The sequence below is a fragment of the Ilumatobacter sp. genome (genome assembly GCF_041688325.1).
In the GTDB taxonomy this organism is placed as follows: domain Bacteria; phylum Actinomycetota; class Acidimicrobiia; order Acidimicrobiales; family Ilumatobacteraceae; genus Ilumatobacter_A.
On the sequence record NZ_JBDNIJ010000224.1, the window covers coordinates 1 to 19,832 of the forward strand.

Consider the following 19,832-nt stretch of genomic DNA (forward strand, 5'->3'; position numbering starts at 1 on the left):
ATCGACACCCGCGAACGCACTCCGATCGGAGCCGGATCGTCGATCGTCGTCGACCTCACCGGTCAGATTCCGGCGACAGCGTCGGCCGCGGTACTCAACATTGCTGCTACCGAGACCGCGGGCCCCGGCTACCTCACCGTGTGGGCCGACGGTGTGGTGCGGCCTGACCCAGCGGCCAACCTCAACTATCCGGCCGCCAACTACACCGTTGCCAACAGTGTGATCACTGGCGTAAACGCTGGCAGGGTGCGTATCTACAGCCTCGCCGGCGCGGATGTAGTCGTCGATGTCGTCGGGTACATGACGGGTAACAAAGCACCCGACACATCGGAGGGCCTCTACGTTCCGCTGGTTCCGCAACGGCTGTGGGACAGCCGACCAGACGAGGCTCCGTGCCGAACGTCGAACATCGGTCCCGAACAGACGGCCAGCCTTGCCGTTGCGGGCCGACTTCAGGTGCCATCAACCGGTGTGAGCGCGGTCACCATGAATCTGACAATGACGAACACGCTGCGCTCCGGTTTCCTCGAGGCATTCCCTTCTGCAACAACACGGCCCGACCCCTACTCGTCGGTGAACGCAGTGCGGTCCGGCCAGACCGTCGGCAACCACGCCGTCGTAGCGCTCGATGCAGGGGGTATCGACCTGTTCTCGAGCCATGGGACCGATTTTGTCGCCGACGTCACCGGCTACTTCCTCGACAGGACCGGGACACCACCAACGGCATCGTTCGAACCGACAACGCAACCTGTCGTGGTCTGCAGCGTTCCCGTTCCGCCCGCCGACGAGGACTACGAATACCTGCAGGCTGCTGGCCAAAATGGCGACCTCGCTCCGTACTCTCGCAATGGTCGCAGGTACTTCGGTTGGCGTCCATGCGACTCCATCACGTACGCCGTGAATACCGGGCGCGCCAACCAGATCCAGATCGACGCCATGAACACGGCGATCCGCCAAGTCGAGAACGCCTCCGGCTTCGACTTTGTCTTGCTCGGCAATGTGAACGGCAGCCTCAACACGAACACCATCGATGCCAACGTTCCTGGTGTCGGCCAGGCAATGGCGGTCATCGCATTCTCTGACGTTTCGGCAACGCCCGCTCTCACGGGGAACACGATCGGGATCGGCGGCCTCGGCAGCGGCAGCGGCGACACCGTCGTGCAAGACGGATCGCTGGCATGGATCGTCCGCGGCGGGTTCGCTATTGCCGACATCGACGATGTCACCGACCCAGGCGACATCACTGCGACTTTCGCACACGAACTCGGACACATGCTCGGGCTTGCTCATGTCAACGCCGTCGGAGAGCTGATGCGCCCAGTACTCAGCAATCAAAGCGACTTCGGCGACGGCGATAGGAATGGGCTGTACAGCATCGGCGAACCCCAGTGTTCGTCGAGTGAGACACTCGGGTCCCGCACCTCTGCATCGCTCGGCACAGATCCTCCGGCGTCGTTCAGCGTCACTGGTTGGGTCGCTGACGAACGCATCGATCACTGAGTTCGTTAGCTCGGGCAACGTGCCCCGCCGGACCCACCGGTAATCTCGATCACGATGATTGCTGAGCACACCGCCATGTCTCCCGCCCGCACACCGGGCTCGATTCTCGGTACTCGCGTGACGCGTACCGAAGACCCGGGGCTCCTCACGGGTGCCGCGATCTACCTTGACGACCTCCACATCGAAGGCTCGCTGCACGCAGTGTTCGTCAGGTCCGATGTCGCGCACGGCACGATCAACTCCATCGAGACCGACGAGGCGGCATCGATGCCCGGCGTGGTCGCTGTGGTGACGTTTGCCGACCTTGGCGTTCCCGCCCATCACGGTTTCGCACCCGTCCACGACGACTTCAAGCGGCCACCGCTCGCCGATGGTGTCGTCCGGTTCGTCGGTGAACCAATCGCCATCGTGCTCGCCGAGACGCTCGAAGCAGGCACCGACGCTGCGCAGATGGTCTGGGCCGACATCGCGCCGCTCACCCCGATCATCGACATGGAAGCTGCACTCGAGGCCGATGCCCTCCCGATCTTCCCGGCCCACGGTGACAACCAAGCCGTGCGGACCGTCGGCAAGGAACGATCCGACCCGACCACCGCAGAGCGCACCGTCCGCGGGCGCTACATCAATCAACGCGTCGCCGTCGTCCCGATCGAACCCGATCGTGCCGCTGCCGAAATCGATGAGCAGGGCCGCGTCAAGTTGTGGGCATCGACGCAGATGCCGCACCTCCTGCACCGGCAGTTGGCCGGAGCACTCGGCCTCGAAGAATCCGACGTACACGTGGTCACGCCCCAGGTTGGAGGCGGTTTCGGCGGCAAGGCCGGGCTGATGTCCGAGCACGTCGCGATCTGTGCGCTGGCACGCCAGTTCCAACGGCCGATCACCTGGGTACCGCCGCGCAGCGACGACATGAAGTCGCTCCTGCACAGCCGCGGACAAGTGCAGTACGCCGAGCTGGGTTGCACCGCCGACGGCCGCTTCACGAGCCTGCGCGTACGCCTGGTCAACGACTGTGGCGCCTACCCGAACATCGGCGCGATGCTGCCGGGCCTGACCCGCAATATGGCGCAGGGCACCTATGCAATCCCCGAGCTGGAATTCGACATCGCGGTTGCCATCACGAACACCACCCCGATGGGCGCGTACCGCGGTGCTGGCCGTCCGGAAGCCACGGCGCTCCTCGAACGATTGGTCGATCAAGCGGCCCTCGAACTCGGCATCGATCCAATCGAGATTCGTCGCCGCAACTTCCTGGCCGACGATGTCTTCCCATTCCAAACAATTACTGGGCCGGTGTACGACACTGGCCAGTACACGATGGCACTCGATAAGGCCGCCGAAGTTGCCGGCTATGAGGCGCTGCGTGCCGAGCAAGCAACGCGTCGCGAACAGGGCAGCGAAAAGCTCTTGGGGATCGGTGTCGCATCGTACGTCGAGGTCACTGCGGGCCGTGGCGGTACCGAATTCGGTGCGGTCGAAGTACACGACGACGGCACGGCCACCATGTTCGCCGGCACGCTCTCCCACGGGCAGGGCCACCAAACGGCCTACGCCATGCTTGTCTCTGACCAGACCGGAATCCCTGTCGACAAGATCACGCTCGTTGACGGCGACACCGATCGGGTCCGCACGGGCGGCGGTACTGGCGGCTCCCGATCACTCCAGCTCGGCGGGTCAGCGGTCCACGGCGCCACCGAGGTGATGGTTGTCAAGGCCAAGGAACTCGCGGCGAAACTGCTCGAAGCCGATGTCACCGACATCGTGGTCGACACCGCCTCGGGGACCATTGGTGTGGCTGGCGTTCCCGCGCAAGCCCTCTCGTGGGGTGAGCTCGCACAGCGCGCCACAGCAATCGGCGAGCAGGTCGACGGCGAGTTTGACTTCGTTCAGGAGGGCGGCACGTTCCCGTTCGGCACACACATCGCCGTGGTCGAAGTCGATGCCGGCACCGGCAAGGTTGAGCTGCTCCGCCACATCGCAGTCGACGACTGCGGAATCGTGCTCAACCCGTTGATCGTAGAGGGCCAGCAGCACGGTGGAATCGCGGCAGGCGTTGGCCAAGCGCTCTACGAAGAGGTCCGTTTCGACGAAGACGGTAACCCCGTTACGTCAAACCTCGCCGACTACGCAATCCCATCAGCAGCCGAACTGCCGTTCTTCGAAGTGATCTCGACCGAGACACCGACACCGATGAACCCGCTCGGCGCCAAGGGCATCGGCGAGGCCGCAACGATCGGTTCAACACCAGCTGTACAGAACGCAGTCATCGACGCACTCGCTCACCTCGGCGTCCGCCACATCGACCTGCCGTGCACCCCTGAGCGGGTGTGGCAAACGATGCAGCAGGCCGCTGCAGGCACCCTGCCCGACCCGTGGCGCGAGCCCCCCGAGATCTTTGCTCGCAACCGCGCCGAGGTCGATGAACCGCAAGACACCGCCGACGCACCGGTCATCTAAAACGTCCACTGCCATGAGCGACGACATTGCGCCGAAGACCCTGGCCAAGCAACTGCCCGGCGAGTGACTCAGCCGGCGCAGTCGACGCAGTGCACGTCGGCGGGTGACGTTCCGCCGAACAGTTCGGTCAGCCAGTCGATCAGACGCACGCCCTCGACTTCGAGCTCATAGACCTCTGGGCCGCGCATGACCGTGTGCGCTGAGCCGGGGGCCACGTAGGCGGAAATCTCGATTCCTGAGGTCTCACCCAGCGCTTCGGTGGCATCGATCAGCGTGACCAACTCGTCGGCTCCGACCCCGGCGAGGCTGCCGAAGAATGCCTGCGTCTGGTCGAATGCGTAGTCGAAGCGGGCAAAACGAACGTCCGGGGCGTGCGTCCCGGCGAGAACGTAGAGGCCGGGAATGCTGTACTCCTCAGCGGTCAGCCCATCAGCGACCGGCCAGGCTGGCAGGTTGTTCGTCGTGCCCCACAGGGAACCAATGGTGGCGTTGACGACAGGGACATCCGGGTAGCCGCCCGAGCTATCACCGAACGTGACGATGTCGGTGGTGGCCGGATAGCGATCTGCAACGAGCCCTGCGAACAGCGGGGTCGGAACCGATCCAGCGCTCGCCCCAGTGACGACGACCTGCTCGGCATCGGGATAATTCGCGAGCAGCAGGTCAAGCCCGGCCGATGCGTTGACGAATCCGTTGTGGCGGACCACGAGATCGCCGTAGGCCGTCGTCTCATCGCCGAGGAAAACATCGCCGGTGCAGTACGGGACATAGACAATGGAATGATCTGCCAGGGGGTTCTCCGGGTTCGTCGCGTCAAACAACCCCGAGTCGCTTGGCGGTGCGGTGATGTCGATGCTTGACGTGTAGGTCCCGTTCTCGAAGTCACACGACTCTTCGGTGAAGCAGGCGCCGCCACCTTCGAAATACAGAACGACCTTGTTCGGATCGGCGGGCCGTTCCCACAGCACGAACTCGCTCCCATCGGCGCACGCACAGTCACTGTCGGGTTCGAAGACACCCCACTCACCTGCCACGCCTGCCGGTTCATCGACCGTTGGTTCCGCCACAACTGGCTCAGCCACCGTTGGTTCCGTCACCGCTGGTTCAGCCACCGTTGGTTCCGTCACCGCTGGCTCGGTAGCTGGCACCATCGTCTCGGCCGGGGCATCGGTCTGGATAGTTGCCGTGTCGGCTTGCTCGGACGCACCGTCACTTGATCCGCCGCACGCTGCGAGCACCAGACATGCCGCTGCTCCGAGTGAAATGATGTGTCGCTTCATTGCGGCATCTTTGCCGCCATCGGCCGCTCGTGTCCAAGCTTGCACCGATCGGCGAGACTTCGGAGCACGGCGTGGTGCGCCGAGCAGCGCGACATGTTCGGTGCGGTGCTCACCGACAGCGAGCCGATTTAGCCTGCTGCGTAGACGCTGTCGAGGCGCGGCCGGCCGGCGCCGTCGTGCGCGAGTACCCCGTCGTCGACGAGCTTCACGATGTGCGAGAGAACGCTACGCGCCGCTGGCTTGTGTAGCTCGACGCGCACCGCTGCATAGAGCATCGTGACAATGTCGGGAATCGTCGTCAAGCCGCCGCGGATGGCGTCGATGATCTGCTGCTCGCGGGCCTCGCGGTGCGCAATGAGTTGGCGGACAAACCGCTGCGGGTTCGGGATCGGGACCCCATGGGTGGGGATGGCAATGTCGTCGTCGCGGCCAGCGACAACTCGGAGCGATTCGAAGTAATCGTTCATGTCGCCATCGGGTGGCGAGACGACGGTCGTACTCCAGCCCATGACGTGGTCGCCTGTGAACAACGTGCGAGTCGTGCCATCGTCGAGGGCAAAACAGGTGTGATTCGACGTGTGCCCGGGTGTATGTAACGCGGTCATCGACCAGCCGTCACCGCTGACGGCCACGTCACCCGTGACCACTGCGATGTCTGGCGTGAAGTCGTGGTCGGTCGCTTCTTCGATCTTGACGTCAGGCTCGGCGATGTCGTCCGGTTGGGCGTCGCTGTCACCTGACCCGAGTGGAGCGACGCCAAACCCCTCTGGGTCGGTGCCAATATCCCAGGGCTCAGCTCCGGGCCGATGGTGCGGGCCAAATGCAACAGTCGGAGCACCGGTCTCGTCTCGGAGCCAGGCCGCAAGGGGCGAGTGATCGGCGTGGCAGTGCGTGACGAGGATCGAACGAACCGTCTCTCCGGCCAAGGCCGCAGCGAGCGCGTCGCGGTGCGAATCGATGCGGGGGCCTGGGTCAATCACCGCGACGTCGCCCGTGCCAATGATGTAGGTGCCGGTGCCGTGGTAGCTGAACTTCGACGGGTTCTTGGCGATGATCCGTCGGATGTTCGGCGCGATCTGTTCGACCTCGCCGTACTCGAAGTCGTCTGATTTCAACGTAACGAAGTCAGGTGAATTGCTCACTCGCTCAGTCTGACGCGAGCCACCGCAGCGGGCGCAATTGGCCGACTTCCCGACCGTGGCCCATGACTGGAACCCGAGTCTCGGCAACCAACCGTTGGATGGTGTCGCGGTCGACGCCGAGCAGCTTCATTGCCTTGGGCATCACCGCCTGCCGGGCCGCATCGGAACCATCGGCAATCTTGTAAGCCACAGCACGCCCGTCGGGAAGCGCCGCGGCCAGCACGCCGGCTGCACCTTCCTTTGCGATCAGGCCGGGCACTGCTCGCATCCAGAGCGTGACGTCGCGGCCCGTGCCGCCAACCAATTCTGGATGTGCCCGCATTGCACGGGCCACTGGTCCGTCGGCCAGCGCCACGGCCGCAAATGCGTCGGCGAGCCCGCTCAACGAAAAGGCCTGCGCCGGTGCGCCGCATCCGTCGATACCGATCTCGGTAATCGCTGCGCCAACCAGTTGCGCCATGTGCGCAGTAATCGTCTGCTGCAACGGGTGCTCGACAGCGAGGTAGTGCTCGATCGGCCAGTCGTTGATCTTGCACGTGGCCAACATCGCCGCGTGCTTGCCCGAACAGTTTTGTTGCAGCGCCGAGGCGTCGGTACCTGCTCGACGCGCCGCGTCGCGAGCTGCAGCCCCATGCGGCCGGGCCGGCGTGTTCTGGAGATCGGATTCGGTCAGCCCAACCATCTCGAGCATGCGACGAGCAGCATCGAGGTGCATTGCCTCCCCACTATGGCTGGCACACGCGACTGCGAGCAGATCGGCGGGAAGGTCAAGCCCGGCAGCCACCATCGCGTCAGCCTGTAAGGGCTTGAGTGACGAGCGCGGATACACGATGGTGGCGCTGTCACCGATGCACGCTTCGACGGCGCCCAAACCGTCGCGGACCAGACCTGCTCCGAAGTGCAACGACTCGTCGAGGCCGCTCCGGGTGGCGACAGCGATCGGAGCAAAGGAGCCGGTGTCGAACCGTGTGTCGTCGATTGGATCGGTCATGGTGTTTGGGGCGATTCGTCTTGAGGACTCGGGTGTTGATCGGTTTTGGTGGCGCGCCGCGGCTGTTGGATCGTCGTTAAATGATTGTCGACCACGTCGTAACGCTGGCCCCATTCACTGGCAAGTGCTTGCGCCATCGCCGCTGCTGGCAAGGCGAGGATCGCCCCGACCGCGCCGAGGAGCGCAGCGCCCCCGAGCGCTGCACCGAAGGCCACGGCAGGGTGCAGTTCCATCGTGCGAGCAGTGATGCGCGGTGCAAAGAAGTAGTTTTCGACCTGCTGGTAAATAATGATGAACCCGATGACGATCGCGGCCTTGAGCGGCGAGTCGAGGAATGTGACCAGCACGGGCAAGATGCCGGCGAGGTATGTACCGACCACCGGCAGGAACTGGCTGACGAGGCCGACCCAGAGGGCCAGCGCGATCGGCGCCTGCGTACCGATCGATTGAAAGACAACCCAGTGAAAAAACGCCGACAGTAGGGCGAGGAGCGCTCGTGAGTACAGGTACCCGCCGGTCTTGTTGATCGCCAGTTCCCACGCATGCAAGACACGTTCCTGACGAGCCGGGGTGAGGCGAGCGCAAATGACGCGGCGGAGGCGGGGGCCGTCGGCAACGAGGTAGTAGGTGAACAGAAGCGCTGACAGTCCTTGGAAGATGACCCCGAGTGCGGTAAGTGACAGGCGGACCGCCTCGTCGCCCTGGCTCTGGATGAACTGCTGCACGCGACCGTTCGGGTCGTTGACCTCGTCGATCACCGCCTGCGCATCGATCTGGGTTCCGAATGTGTCGTTCAGGAACGTGACGGTGTCCACGATGTAGACGTTCGACTCGGACAGCAGGTCGGCGATCTGCCCGCCGACAAGCGTGCCAATGGCAACGAGGAAGGTCAGGAACGCAAGGAGGACACCCAGCAGAATCGCGATCGTGGCACGCCCTCGTCGCCAACCGCGGGCTGCCAGTTTGTTGACGCCAGGCTCGATCGCCAGTGCGACGAAGAGTGAGAGGAGCAGCAGGATCAGCAGGTCTGCAAGCCGGTGGAACACGTGCCGCGCAACGAATGTCAGTAAAAAACCGGTCCAGAAGATCGCAACTCCGGGAACCACCCAGCGCGGCAAGGTGCGGTCGGTGGCACGGCGGTCGTACGGCGTGCCGTCAGCGCCAATGTGGCCGACGCTCGGGTCGACGTCTGTTTCGAAATTCTCGGGCACGTTCGGATGGTAGCCAGCAGGTCGTGGCACGATGAACCAATGAGCAATCGAGTGGTGGGTCCCGGGTCGGTAACGCCGGTGCGCCAAGTCCAGGAATGGCTCGGTACCCAGATCCGAGATCGAGTGGTGGGCCCCGACGCCAACCTTCGCCGCGTCGAATTGTTCGACACCAACGAGCCGGGCTGGTTCGATAACGACGCACCGATCCGGCGCGTGCACTCCGACGCGTCGATGTTCATTGGCGGCATGCGCGCCCTGCTGTTCCAGTCGCTCCACCCGCTCGCCATGGCAGGCGTCGCAGAACACTCCGACTTTCGGAACGATCCATGGGGTCGGCTGCAGCGCACCGCCGACTTTCTCGCTGCGACAACGTTCGGCCCGGCATCTGAAGCACAAAAGGCCGTTGACATCGTGCATCGCGTGCATCAGCGCGTCGTTGGCACGGCGCCCGACGGTCGGGCCTATGCGGCGAACGACCCGCACCTGCTTCTCTGGGTCCACATCGCCGAACTCGACAGCTTCCTCATCGCCCACGACCGTTACGGCGTCGACCCGCTCGTTGGAGCGGAACGAGATCAGTACGTTGCTGAGTCAGCCGTCATTGCACGAGCGCTCGGCGTCGTCGCCCCGCCCGAGACCGAGGCCGAACTGCGTGACCACCTGCGCACGTTCCGTCCAGAACTGGGCGGCTCAAGAGCAGCACGAGATGCTGCGCGCTACCTGCTGATCCAGCCACCGCTCCCCGCCGCCGGTCGCGTTCCGTACGGCCTGATCTGCGCCGCTGCCGTCTCACTGATGCCAGCGTGGACTCGTTGGCCGCTGCGGCTCCCGTGGCTCCCGATTACCGAGGCGACCGCCGGGCGAGCGGTCGGCGATGCGGTCACTCGCGCACTGCGCTGGGCACTGCCCGCCGAGCAGGCCTGAATTCGTTCAGGCAATCGATGCAGCCAGCGGCTTCGAAAGGTCACCCTTCGGCTTCACGACCACACCGCCGTCCAACTCCAACCAATCAGCCATCAGCCGGAGTTCTTCGGCCAGTTCTGCTGCGACGTACCGCTCGTTGATCCCTGGCTCGCCGTAACTGCCCTGCACGAGGAGTTGACCAGCCTTGCGATCGGCTTTCAGATCGATCCGACCGACCAGTTCGTCACCCAGCAGGAATGGCAGCACGTAGTACCCGTACTGCCGTTTTGGCTCTGGCACGTAGATCTCGATGCGGTAACGGAACCCGAAAAGCCGCTCGGCTCGATCGCGATACCAGACCACCGGGTCGAAGGGGCTCAGGAGTGCACGCGCCGAAATCTGGCGTGGCCACTTCGCCGCAGGGTGGAGGTACGCCGGTTTGCTCCAACCTTGGACCTCGACCTGGAGCAGTCGGCCGTCTTCGACCAACTCGTTCATGAGCGGACGCGATCTCGGCATCTTCAACCGGTAATAGTCGGCGAGATCGGCGAGCGTGCCGACGCCGTGGTGTTGCGCGGCGAGCACAAGCAACTCCTTGTGCGCCTGGTCAGGTGACGGTGTGGGAAGCGCAAGAATCTCCGCTGGGATCACGTTCTCAGTCAGGTCATACACACGTGCAAAATCGTTCCGACGTCGCACACCTGTGACTCGACCTTGGTGAAACAACACTTCAAGCGCAAGTTTGCCATCGTCCCAGTCCCACCACGGACCCTTCTTGCCGACGCGCTGGTCGAGGTCGCCAGACATCACTGGCCCATCGACACGAATCCGGTCGAGCACCTCATCGAGGTAGCCGGGTCGGCGCGCTTCGAGCTTGTCGACGGCATTCCAGGCGTGACGATCCTCCATCCGCCAACGCATCAGTGGGTGCAACCCCACTGGTGCATGCGAGGCCACATGCACCCAATATTCGAACAGTTCGCCGGCGGCCGACGCATCCCAGATCAGTGATCGAGGATGCGGGCCGAGCCGTGCGAAAAGGGGCAACTCCTGGCTGCGGACCAAGACATTGACCGAATCAATCTGAACGACACCCATCTGTTCGACCAGCTTGCGCAGATGGCGCCGATCAATTCGACCAGTCGGCCGTGGGTTGTTGAACCCCTGGGCCCCGAGCGCAATCCGCCGAGCCTGAGCTTGAGAGAGCCGCGTCACCAAACGATTGTCGCGCAGCCAAGCTCACAAACTCGACAACCGTTTCAGTTGGGGTCTGACCCCAACTGAAACGGTGAACGCTCTCAGTCTTCGGCGACCGTGATTTCGACGCCCTGGATGATGACGTCCTCGTGGGGACGGTCGCTGCGGTCGGTCTTGACGTTCTGCATTGTGTCGACGATGTCGAGGCCCTTCACGACCTGGCCGAAGAGGCTGTACTGCGGAGGCAGGCCGACGCCGGATGCGCCCGACACGATGAAGAACTGCGAGCCATTGGTGTTCGGGCCGGAGTTAGCCATGGCCAGCGAACCGACCTGGTATTCACGCGGCTTGGGGAGTTCGTCTGCGAACTTGTAACCGGGGCCGCCACGGCCAGTACCGCTGGGGTCGCCGCCCTGGCACATGAAGCCGTTGATGATCCGGTGGAAGATCACGCCGTCGTAGTAGTGGTGGAGAGCGAGGAAGACAAAGTTGTTGACGGTCTTCGGTGCCTTGACAGCGTCGAGCGCGACGACGACCTCGCCGAGCGTCGTGGTGATCTTTGCGGTATGCCGCTTAGACGCGTCGATGCCCATCTCGGGTGCGGCAGGAAAGTCCTGCTGCTGGGGTGCGGAACCGTCAAAAGGAGGGAAAGCCATAGCGCCGAACCCTATCGGCGGCGAGTTCTGCACCCGTCGCGGCTAGCTTCGTCCCTGTGAGTGACTCTGGAAATTCCCATCCCGACGATTTCGACGTCGTGCCGGATGCCGAACCTTCCATTGCCACCCCGCCAGGTATCGATCTGCATGCGATCCAGCGTGACCTTGAAGGCGTCCAGGCCGCCCTCGAACGGTTGAATGAGGGCACCTACTGGATCGACGAGATCACCGGTGACATCATTCCCAATGAGGTCCTTGACGCCTTCCCTCTGACCCGCACCGTTGCGGGCAACACGGCCAACTGACGCCTCAGTACCTGGCTGAACTCATGCAGCAGATCCATCAGACAGCGAGCGCCGCCTGATGCAGAGGAAAGGTGCCGCCTCGCTCGCCGGCCTTCTGGCACTCGCAACCGGGCTTGCCGCAGCAGCACAGCAAGCCTCCAAGCGAACGAAGTCGTCGCCGCTGACCAGCCGCTTCACCCGCTCAGCAAAGATCTGGAAAATGTCGGCGCGCAACAGTGCCCGGTTCGCCGTCAGCAAGGTACGCGGAATCGCCAGCGACCAAGAGCGCCGGGCAGCCCTCGACGAACAGTTTGCTATCCGAACGGCCGAAGATGTCGCCAAAGAACTCGGCGAAATGAAGGGCGTCTTGATGAAGGCCGGACAAATGATCAGCTTCATTTTCGAGGCGCTCCCCGACGAGGCCCAAGACGCACTGGCCACCTTGCAGGCCGATGCCACACCGATGGCTCCAAGCCTCGCAGCAGGCGTGGTCCAAGGCGACCTCGGCAAGCAACCCGAGCGCATCTTTCGCGAGTGGTCCGACCTTCCCGTCGCTGCCGCGTCGATCGGGCAGGTCCACAAAGCTGTCACGCCAGACGGCCGAACCATCGCCGTCAAGGTCCAGTACCCCGGCGTCAACGAAGCCATTGAGAGCGACCTCGACGCCGCCGAAGTGATGTACGCGATGTTCTCGGCGATGATGCTGAAGGGCCTCGACGTCAAGGCTCTCGTCGATGAATTGCGCGGCCGGATGCGCGAGGAACTCGATTACAAACTCGAAGCCCGGAACGTCGAGGAATTCGGCGCGCGTTTCGCTGGCCATCCGTGGGTTCGCATTCCGAAGTTGGTGCCCGAGTATTCGACGGCTCGTCTCCTCACGACCGAGTGGGTCGACGGAATGAATTTTGAAGAGCTACGCAAGGAACCGGCCGAGACAAAACGACGGTCGGGCGAAGTGCTGTGGAGGTTCGCTCAGCGCGCCATCCACCAATACGGCATCTTCAACGGCGACCCGCACCCAGGCAACTACAAGTTCCACCACGACGGCAGCATCACCTTCCTCGACTACGGCCTTGTCAAGCGCTGGTCACCCGGTGAATGGGAAAGCTTGAAGCCGACAATGGACGCGATCATTGTCAACCGTGACCCCGAATTGCTCGTGCGCGAGATGGAGAAGTCGGGGTTCTTGCGTACTGGTCACGGCCTCGACGCCGGCCTCGTCTACGACTACGTGTCGAGCCCATATGTGCCCTACCTGACCGATGAGTTCACCTTCACTCGTGAGTGGATTCGTGACACGCTCGGCACGATTCTGGATGTCCAGGGTCCACACGCTGCCGTCATTGAGCAGCTCAACCTTCCGCCGAGTTTCGTCATCCTCGACCGGGTGGTCTGGGGTGTGAGCGCGATCCTCGGCAAGCTCGAGGCACGTGGCCCGTGGCGCGGGATGCTCCTCGAATACACGAATGATGGCCCACCGGCCACCGATCTCGGCGCTGCCGAGGCAGCCTGGGCGTCGAGCCACGCTCCGAACTGAGTGAGATTTCAGCTTCGCCCTCTTTGGACTGTTGGTTGATCGTCGGGCTTCGCTGACGCCCTGAACGCCCCCATCCGTCTACTCTCACGGCATGGGTGATACTCCAGACAGCACTGCTCGCGCACCGTTCGCACCGTGGGACCGCCGAGATCTTCCGGGCAGCTTCAACGTCGCAGAGACCGCTCGCCGCGTTGGGAACTACAAGTGGACCGAAATGAAGCTCTTCGAGGCCCTGGGAGGATGGATTGCCACGGTGCCCGAACTCGACATCAAAATGCGTCTCGGGGCGCACTGCTATCACCATGCCTGGCACGCCGACCTCTGGCACAAGCGACTCCCGGAGTTGCGCGAGATGAAACCCGAGCGGCTCACCGTGCCCGCCAACGAGGCAATGGAACGCTTCATTGCCGCCATGACCGAGCCCGAGGCGCCCGGACTGTCGATCGAAAAGCTCGTGGGTGTTTACCGCGTGCTGATTCCTCGGTTCATTGCTGCATACACGTACCACCGCAACAACACGAGCGAAATCACCGATGCGCCCACCATCAGGTCGATCAATTTCATCCTGCAAGACGAGTTCGACGACTGGCGTGATGGCGAATTGATGCTGCAGTCACTGATCACGACGCCAGAGCACGTCGAGCGAGCTGCCGCCCACCAGGCGAAGCTCGAAACAATCATGGTCGAAGCTGGCGGGATTACCGGCCCTGGCAGCATTGGTGGCGCTGAACCAAGCTGAGAGCATTGGTGGCGCTGAACCAAGCTGAGAGCATTGGTGGCGCTGAACCAAACGAACGCAAACACCAACCGTTCGTTCCGATCAAGAAGTCGGTCGGCGTACGGGAGGAGAAGCAGACCGTGACGACTTGATCGTCGCGTCCGGCTCACGCGCGTCGTGCCACATTCCGGTTTGGCGGAATCCACGACGCCGGGTGAGGTCGCACGTTGTACCTCTTGGTACGGAAAAGCGCCACGAAACTCGAAGGCGCCGTCAGGATGACTCTGGGACACTGCTGACCTCAGACGGTGACTTCCTGATGTCGATGTCGTGGAGATCTACCACGGCGGGTAGGCGAAACGGGCCGTCAACGCGGCCGTCGCGGCTGCTCATGAAAGCAGCCGCGACGGATTTGGTCTCAAGGACGAGCGATCAAGCCCGAGGCCGGGGAGGCCTCAGCCGGATCAGCCGGCGAACCAACCGTTGATGTCAACGATCAAGTTCGTTGTGGCCGTGCTGTAGAAGCACAGCGTGCCGTTTGACGACACGGGCACAATGACCGCGTTGCCAACAGTTTCGCTGACAGCGAAGTTGAGGCTCGCAACTCCTGGGCGGGAGCCACAGGCGTATGCCGTGATGAACCCAGACCCGAGCGGCTGAGACACAGCAATGTTCAGCGACACCGCGCCGACACCGGAACTTGGGAGTCCGGCGATGCCGGTGAACGGCACTTCCATCGTCTGGAAAGCGCCCAACTTCTTCTTGGTGACGTTTCGCAACACGTCCGGGCTCTCGCCTGGACGGGTGTCGAACACACGCTCGGGTCCAACGGAAGTGAACGCCGAGCCTGTAGCAAACCAACCGTTGATGTCAACGATCAGGTGGGTAGCGGCTGACGAGTAGAAACACACGGTCCCATTTGGCGACACCGGCGCAATGACTGCGTTGGATACCGTCTGACCGCCCAGGTAGTTGAGGCTTGACACGAGAGTTCGTGAGTCGCACGCATACACCGTGATGAACCCAGCCACGTCTGGCTGATCCACGGCAATGTTCAGCGACACCGCACCGACACCGGAACCGGGGACGAACCCGGCGAGGCTGGTGAGCTTCACTTCCATCATCCTGTCGACGCCGAGCTTGGCCTTGGTGACCGTACGCAACGCATCCGGGCTCTCGCCCGAACGAGTGTCGAACACACGCTTGGGGCTCACTGCGTTGAACCCTGATCCCGTTGCGAACCAACCATTCAGCTCAACGATGATGTCAGTCGACGTGCTGGCATAGAAGCAGACATCGCCAGTCGACGAAACTGGGGTGATGACGGAGTTGCCGACAGTGCGGCCGGCAAGGAAGTTGACATTGGCAACGGTTTCACGTTTGCCGCAGTCGTAGACCGTGATAAACCCGGCAGCTCCCGATCCGGTCGACGTAACGTTCAACGACACAGCACCGACACCGGATTTCGGGACAAATCCGGTGATCCCGGTCATTTTCACACGAAGCTCGTAGAACGTTCCGACCTGATTTTTGGAAACCGATCGCAACGCATTCGGGCTCTGGCCCGCACGAGTATCGAACACACGCACAGGCCCAACAGCGTTCAAGCTGGTAGCTGTCCCTGAGCCCACCCTGATGATCTGCGTGGCCGTGCCACTGTTGCCAAACTCGTCGGTGATTGTGATCGTTGCGAGGTTGTCGCCCTGACGAAGCGCCTTCGGTGGGGTCACCGACCAGGTGCCGTCAGCGCGGACCACAGTTGTCAATGTCTGACCGTCGATGACGACGGTGACGGTGTAGCCAGGTGTCGATCCACCGCCCTGGATCACAGGGGTCGTGTCGTTGGTGGAGACGACTGGATCGCCGTTTCCAACGGTGACGAGCACGGTGGAGGAGTCGACCGTGAGGGTCTGAGTGAAGGTTCCAGTGTTGCCTGCCGGGTCCTTCACGGTGGCAACGACCTTGCGCGCGCCGTTTGCGAGCTGCGTGAACGGGGTGACGTTCCAGCCAGAGGCTTGGATCACGGCCGCCATCGGCGTCCCGCCGTCGATGGTCACTGCGACAGAGATGCCGAGGCCCATTGCGACGTCGGTGGTCCCGACGATCGTCGGAGTCCGATCACTCGTCTGGGCTGTGCTGCCCCCGTTGATCGCGATGATCGGCTTGACCAGATCGATGGTCAGGGTTTGGGCGAGCGTCGTTTCGTTTCCGGTTGTGTCGGTGACGGTGACGGACACGTTGTGGTCGCCGCCAAGGAGCGCCTTTGTCGATGTCACTGTCCAGGTGGTGCCGGTCACGATCACAGGGGTGACCGAAAGGCCGTCGATGAAGACCTTCACTGTCGCACCGGCTTCACTAGTTCCGCTGATTGTCGGGGTCGAATCGTTCGTCAGATCTTTGCTGGTGATCGAAATCGACGGAGCGTCCACGTCGATCGTCAGTACCTGAGTGACAGACTTCTTGTTGCCCGCCGGATCGGTCACTTCGGCGACAACTGTCCAGACGCCTTCGCCGAGTGTCAGAGTGGTGTTCCACGTGCCGCCAGTCTGGACGGAGACCGTGCGGATTTCTGTCTTGACGCCACCGGAGATGGGCTTGGTGAACGTCACCTTGACCGGCTGCCCGGCAGCGACGTCGGTGGTCCCCGAAACGAGTGGCGACTCGTCGGCCGTTGCTGCTGTGGCTCCACCATTGATGGTGATCGTCGGCGCTACGGTGTCGACGGTCAGGGTCTGGGTGAACGTGCCGGTGTTGCCGATGCCGTCGGCGGCGCTCGCAATAACGATGTGGGGGCCGTTGGCCAGCTGTTCGGCGGCGGTGAGGGTGACAGTCCATGCCCCTGTTGACGCAATGGGTGCCGTCTTGACGATCGTGCCGATGGTGACGCCGACAGTTCCAGGGGAACGGAGACTAGTTGATCCCGAGATCGTCGGGGTGCTGGTCGTTACAGTCCTCGTGTTGCTCGTGGTAGACGCCGATGTATCACCAGTAATCGAGATGCTTGGCGCGCCCGAGTACAGGTTGTTGTTGGCCATCGCGATGGCACCGGTTTTTGTGAACAGGCGACCGTTGATGCTGTTGTTGGCGCCCGAGGAGATTGCCCCGTTGGCGATCATTGTGCCCACGAAGGTCGAGTCGGCACCGATCCCGCCGGCACCGTTGACCTGCCAGAAGACGTTCTTGGCCTGGGCTCCGCCGGTCAGCGCCATGTTGAAGCTGGCACCCAACGCAAGCGCGCCGTTGACCTGGAAGATGAAGACCGCGTCGGGATCACCTTCACCATCGATGGTGAAGTTCGTACTAGCAGTCGATCCGACGGCTGCAGCGGCGGTGTGCACACCGGGCCCAACGGTGAGCCCGGAGATGTTGGGAAGCAATAGTGCGCCGGCTGGCCGGCCCAGAGCGTCCGCATAAGCGGCCGTCATGTCGGTAATCACCGCGGAGCTAGGGGGCGTGAACGAAGTTCCTTGGTGTGAGCCAGTAGCGGCAAACGCATACGTGGTCGAGCCGACGTCACCACGCAAGATCGTCCCACCCGTGCTTGCGAACGCCGCATTCGGAGTCAGCGCTCCGAACGTCGCCGTGAGACCGAGCGGGACGGGAGCGATGGCCGCCTGCGCGACCCCAGGCCCAACACCGACAAGACCAAACGTGGCCGCCAGCGCCGCAGCAGTCAGCAACGCAGTGCGCCGCAACCACCCCCGGTGGCGCGTCACCGGGTGCTGGCCCGGTGCATCATGGGTGTTGGTTTGTCGATGACTCGTCATAATCCCGCTCCAATATGTCGTGCTAAAAAGAGACCCCACGGGTCACACGCCCTTTTGATACTAATCGCATGATCAGGAAAATCAATACAAATTCCAGATGCAATGTTGATTTATCAGCCCGAACCCCTCTCACAAGTCGACAACAGAGCTGGTGGGAACTGCCTCATGTGAAGCCGGCAAGCCGTCCGCTGACAACAGAAGAATCCCCCACGTCATCCCCCACGTCATCCCGACCCTCCGCGACGGAAAGGGGGCGACTATTGTTTGGAACAAGGTCACAATCCATCGTGTCTCGGTCAGCACCGAACACACGTCCCACAGAAGTACAGAGAAATGGGGCGCTCATGCGTCAGTTCTTTCCGGTCGAAGATCTCGCTCGTGACGAGCGGTTCGTGCAGACGAACATGGCTGAACGGCTCTCCGACACACGCAACCCGATCGAAGCCACGGCGTCCAGCCGCAAGTCGAGCAAATCGCGTGCGGCTTCGAACCGCCTCACACCCGACCGCCCAGACGCATCAGAGCGCGCCCGTGGCCTGATGCACGGCATCATGGTCGGCGAAATTCAGGCCCTCGAAGGTGCCGGCCGCACCGCGCACGACTTCGCTGCTGGCGACGGCAGCGGAGACACCATCCCGTTCGAACTCAAGCTCGACATGGCTCGCCAGGCGTGGGACGAGGCACGCCACGTCGAAATCAGTGCCAAGCTGGGCGATTGGATGGGCACCGAACTCGGCGAGTTCCAAGAGAACACCGTGCTCTTCGAGGCTGCATGCTCGAATGATCCGGTACTGCGCCTCGCCGGCGTCAACCGCGCGCTCGAAGGCCTCGCCATCGACGTGTTCACCCAGATGAAAGAGTTCGGCGATCTGGCCGGCGACCCCTACCTCGAGTTCTGTGAAGACTGGATGCTCGCTGACGAAGTGACCCACGTGAAAATGGGCTCCGACTGGCTGCGCAAGGTCACCGAGACCGATCCTGACCGCCGCAAAAAGGCGCTCGAGTTCCAGCAGGTCGTCGACAAGCTCTTCAGCTTCGGCGGCGCACGCGGCGACCATGAGGAGAGCAGCTTTATTTTGGCCCGCCGTTTCCGCGAGCTGGCCGGCTTTACCAATGACGAGGTCGACACGATCTCGGAACTCGATCACGAGGCACTCGTCGAGCGCCAAGCTGCCATCGCCGCGGCGCAAGCCGCAGCCGCTGGCGTCGCGGCTCTGACCTGATGTCCGACACGCTCGTTGCGGGCAAGGTCACCGTCGCTCCGGCGCAATTCGTTCAGGTCAAGTACGACGCCGCGGAGATCGCTGCGTTGGTCACCGACTTGGCCAGACAGTTGGGAGTCTCGAATCCGATTGAGTTGACGATCGACGAGACCACGCCGTTGGCCAAGATCATCTGCGAACTCGATGCGGTGTCGTCTGACGCGGTGATTCGAATCTCTGCACAGAGCGGTGCTCTCGAGAACACCAAGGTGCTCACCACATTGGGCCCCGTCCAAACGAAGGTGGCAGTGGGTCGCATGTTGCTGCGGGCCCGCGACCGGATGCGCGAGGACTTCGCCGACGCTCCGTCTGACAACGATCTGACCCGCGAGGAAAACGCTGCGTGGGACACCTACTGCGCTGGCCGCCTGCTTCGCGCCGGCTACGAAATCCAGGAGCAGCGCTGGCGTTACAACTACCGCAACCGGTTCGGCTTCAGCGACGCCGTCGACGCCGACTTCGATCGGCTGTGGGCTGCCGACGATCTCGGGTGGGCCAGCCTGTTCCCGGGCACCTGACGTTCGCACACCGACGGCCGCCGCCAAACTGTTGCCAACTCGGCGTCAGCCCTCCGGTCCGTCGCACCGCGCCGCCGCGTGGTTTCCTTGCAGCATGAGCGCAGATTCTTCACGAGTACGGCGGATCCACACATCTGACGACTTCGGCGGTATCGATCTGGATGTGATCGACGCGGGCACACCCGGCAATCCGGTGATCGTGCTCTGTCATGGCTGGCCGGAGAGCAAGCACAGCTGGCGGCATCAGATCGACCCACTGGTCAACGCTGGCTATCGCGTGCTCGTTCCCGACCAGCGCGGCTACGGGTCGTCATCGACACCGCGTGATGTCGCGGCGTACCGGAGCGACCGGCTGGCGGGTGACCTCATCGCACTCCTTGATGACGTCGATGCCGAGCAGGCAACGTTC

General features: G+C 62.9%; 16 protein-coding genes. 9 read left to right on the forward strand and 7 right to left on the reverse strand.

The window, feature by feature from the left end; genetic code table 11:
- Both ACH2EI_RS12910 and ACH2EI_RS12915 read left to right on the forward strand, forming a co-directional pair.
- Nucleotides 1-1,500, forward strand: a 1,500-nt coding sequence (locus tag ACH2EI_RS12910) for a matrixin family metalloprotease (RefSeq protein WP_395160304.1), incomplete at its 5' end; no start/stop codon positions are given.
- 54 nt (nucleotides 1,501-1,554) lie between these two features.
- Nucleotides 1,555-3,957 (forward strand): xanthine dehydrogenase family protein molybdopterin-binding subunit, encoded by a 2,403-nt coding sequence (locus tag ACH2EI_RS12915; protein WP_395153022.1) that lies wholly within the window; start codon nucleotides 1,555-1,557, stop codon nucleotides 3,955-3,957.
- A 68-nt stretch (nucleotides 3,958-4,025) separates the two neighbouring features.
- On the opposite strand, the gene ACH2EI_RS12920 is transcribed toward ACH2EI_RS12915, so the two are convergent.
- From ACH2EI_RS12920 to ACH2EI_RS12935, 4 genes are all read right to left on the reverse strand, one after another.
- A complete protein-coding gene (locus ACH2EI_RS12920) occupies nucleotides 4,026-5,237 on the reverse strand; it encodes a pectin acetylesterase-family hydrolase (protein WP_395153021.1) in 1,212 nt (403 codons plus the stop codon).
- Nucleotides 5,238-5,365: 128 nt separating this feature from the next.
- Nucleotides 5,366-6,379, reverse strand: a complete 1,014-nt coding sequence (locus ACH2EI_RS12925) for an MBL fold metallo-hydrolase (protein ID WP_395160306.1) — start codon at nucleotides 6,377-6,379, stop codon at nucleotides 5,366-5,368.
- A gap of 4 nt (nucleotides 6,380-6,383) precedes the next feature.
- Entirely contained in the window at nucleotides 6,384-7,370 is a 987-nt protein-coding gene (locus ACH2EI_RS12930) for an asparaginase (protein WP_395153019.1), read from the reverse strand.
- Nucleotides 7,367-8,581 carry an AI-2E family transporter gene (locus ACH2EI_RS12935; protein ID WP_395153018.1) on the reverse strand — a complete coding sequence of 405 codons (1,215 nt, stop codon included), beginning with the start codon at nucleotides 8,579-8,581 and terminating at the stop codon, nucleotides 7,367-7,369. Before ACH2EI_RS12935 ends, ACH2EI_RS12930 begins: the two co-directional genes overlap by 4 nt.
- Nucleotides 8,582-8,620: 39 nt before the next feature.
- On the opposite strand from ACH2EI_RS12935, the gene ACH2EI_RS12940 reads away from it, so the two are divergent.
- A complete protein-coding gene (locus ACH2EI_RS12940; protein WP_395153017.1) occupies nucleotides 8,621-9,505 on the forward strand; it encodes an oxygenase MpaB family protein in 885 nt (294 codons plus the stop codon).
- 6 nt (nucleotides 9,506-9,511) lie between these two features.
- On the opposite strand, the gene ACH2EI_RS12945 is transcribed toward ACH2EI_RS12940, so the two are convergent.
- Nucleotides 9,512-10,699, reverse strand: a complete 1,188-nt coding sequence (locus ACH2EI_RS12945) for a winged helix-turn-helix domain-containing protein (RefSeq protein WP_395160308.1) — start codon at nucleotides 10,697-10,699, stop codon at nucleotides 9,512-9,514.
- An 83-nt stretch (nucleotides 10,700-10,782) separates the two neighbouring features.
- Nucleotides 10,783-11,337: a peptidylprolyl isomerase gene (locus ACH2EI_RS12950; RefSeq protein WP_395153015.1), complete on the reverse strand. Its 555-nt coding sequence runs from the start codon at nucleotides 11,335-11,337 to the stop codon at nucleotides 10,783-10,785.
- Nucleotides 11,338-11,393: 56 nt separating this feature from the next.
- On the opposite strand from ACH2EI_RS12950, the gene ACH2EI_RS12955 reads away from it, so the two are divergent.
- From ACH2EI_RS12955 to ACH2EI_RS12965, 3 genes are all read left to right on the forward strand, one after another.
- Nucleotides 11,394-11,642, forward strand: coding sequence for a hypothetical protein (locus tag ACH2EI_RS12955; protein WP_395153014.1), 249 nt, complete (start codon nucleotides 11,394-11,396; stop codon nucleotides 11,640-11,642).
- Between the two features lie 58 nt (nucleotides 11,643-11,700).
- Complete coding sequence (locus ACH2EI_RS12960; protein ID WP_395153013.1) at nucleotides 11,701-13,158, forward strand: ABC1 kinase family protein; 1,458 nt, start codon at nucleotides 11,701-11,703, stop codon at nucleotides 13,156-13,158.
- A 91-nt stretch (nucleotides 13,159-13,249) separates the two neighbouring features.
- Nucleotides 13,250-13,897, forward strand: a complete 648-nt coding sequence (locus tag ACH2EI_RS12965) for a hypothetical protein (RefSeq protein ID WP_395153012.1) — start codon at nucleotides 13,250-13,252, stop codon at nucleotides 13,895-13,897.
- Nucleotides 13,898-14,340: 443 nt separating this feature from the next.
- On the opposite strand, the gene ACH2EI_RS12970 is transcribed toward ACH2EI_RS12965, so the two are convergent.
- Nucleotides 14,341-17,643: an Ig-like domain-containing protein gene (locus ACH2EI_RS12970; RefSeq protein ID WP_395160310.1), complete on the reverse strand. Its 3,303-nt coding sequence runs from the start codon at nucleotides 17,641-17,643 to the stop codon at nucleotides 14,341-14,343.
- A 344-nt stretch (nucleotides 17,644-17,987) separates the two neighbouring features.
- Between ACH2EI_RS12970 and ACH2EI_RS12975 the strand changes: the two genes are divergently transcribed.
- The 3 genes from ACH2EI_RS12975 to ACH2EI_RS12985 form a co-directional block, all read left to right on the forward strand.
- Nucleotides 17,988-18,866: a DUF455 family protein gene (locus ACH2EI_RS12975; RefSeq protein WP_395156786.1), complete on the forward strand. Its 879-nt coding sequence runs from the start codon at nucleotides 17,988-17,990 to the stop codon at nucleotides 18,864-18,866.
- Entirely contained in the window at nucleotides 18,866-19,423 is a 558-nt protein-coding gene (locus ACH2EI_RS12980; RefSeq protein ID WP_395160312.1) for a hypothetical protein, read from the forward strand. The genes ACH2EI_RS12975 and ACH2EI_RS12980 overlap by 1 nt, the downstream gene beginning before the upstream one ends.
- Before the next feature lie 94 nt (nucleotides 19,424-19,517).
- Nucleotides 19,518-19,832, forward strand: a 315-nt coding sequence (locus ACH2EI_RS12985) for an alpha/beta fold hydrolase (RefSeq protein WP_395160314.1), incomplete at its 3' end; no start/stop codon positions are given.

Bases quoted from the DNA above. Each gene is read 5' to 3' on its own strand.
- ACH2EI_RS12940 (WP_395153017.1), top strand. From the start codon at position 8,621: ATGAGCAATCGAGTGGTGGGTCCCGGGTCGGTAACGCCGGTGCGCCAA.
- ACH2EI_RS12970 (WP_395160310.1), bottom strand. From the start codon at position 17,643: ATGACGAGTCATCGACAAACCAACACCCATGATGCACCGGGCCAGCAC.
- ACH2EI_RS12930 (WP_395153019.1), bottom strand. From the start codon at position 7,370: ATGACCGATCCAATCGACGACACACGGTTCGACACCGGCTCCTTTGCT.
- ACH2EI_RS12965 (WP_395153012.1), top strand. From the start codon at position 13,250: ATGGGTGATACTCCAGACAGCACTGCTCGCGCACCGTTCGCACCGTGG.
- ACH2EI_RS12980 (WP_395160312.1), top strand. From the start codon at position 18,866: ATGTCCGACACGCTCGTTGCGGGCAAGGTCACCGTCGCTCCGGCGCAA.
- ACH2EI_RS12920 (WP_395153021.1), bottom strand. From the start codon at position 5,237: ATGAAGCGACACATCATTTCACTCGGAGCAGCGGCATGTCTGGTGCTC.
- ACH2EI_RS12950 (WP_395153015.1), bottom strand. From the start codon at position 11,337: ATGGCTTTCCCTCCTTTTGACGGTTCCGCACCCCAGCAGCAGGACTTT.
- ACH2EI_RS12960 (WP_395153013.1), top strand. From the start codon at position 11,701: ATGCAGAGGAAAGGTGCCGCCTCGCTCGCCGGCCTTCTGGCACTCGCA.
- ACH2EI_RS12975 (WP_395156786.1), top strand. From the start codon at position 17,988: ATGCGTCAGTTCTTTCCGGTCGAAGATCTCGCTCGTGACGAGCGGTTC.
- ACH2EI_RS12915 (WP_395153022.1), top strand. From the start codon at position 1,555: ATGATTGCTGAGCACACCGCCATGTCTCCCGCCCGCACACCGGGCTCG.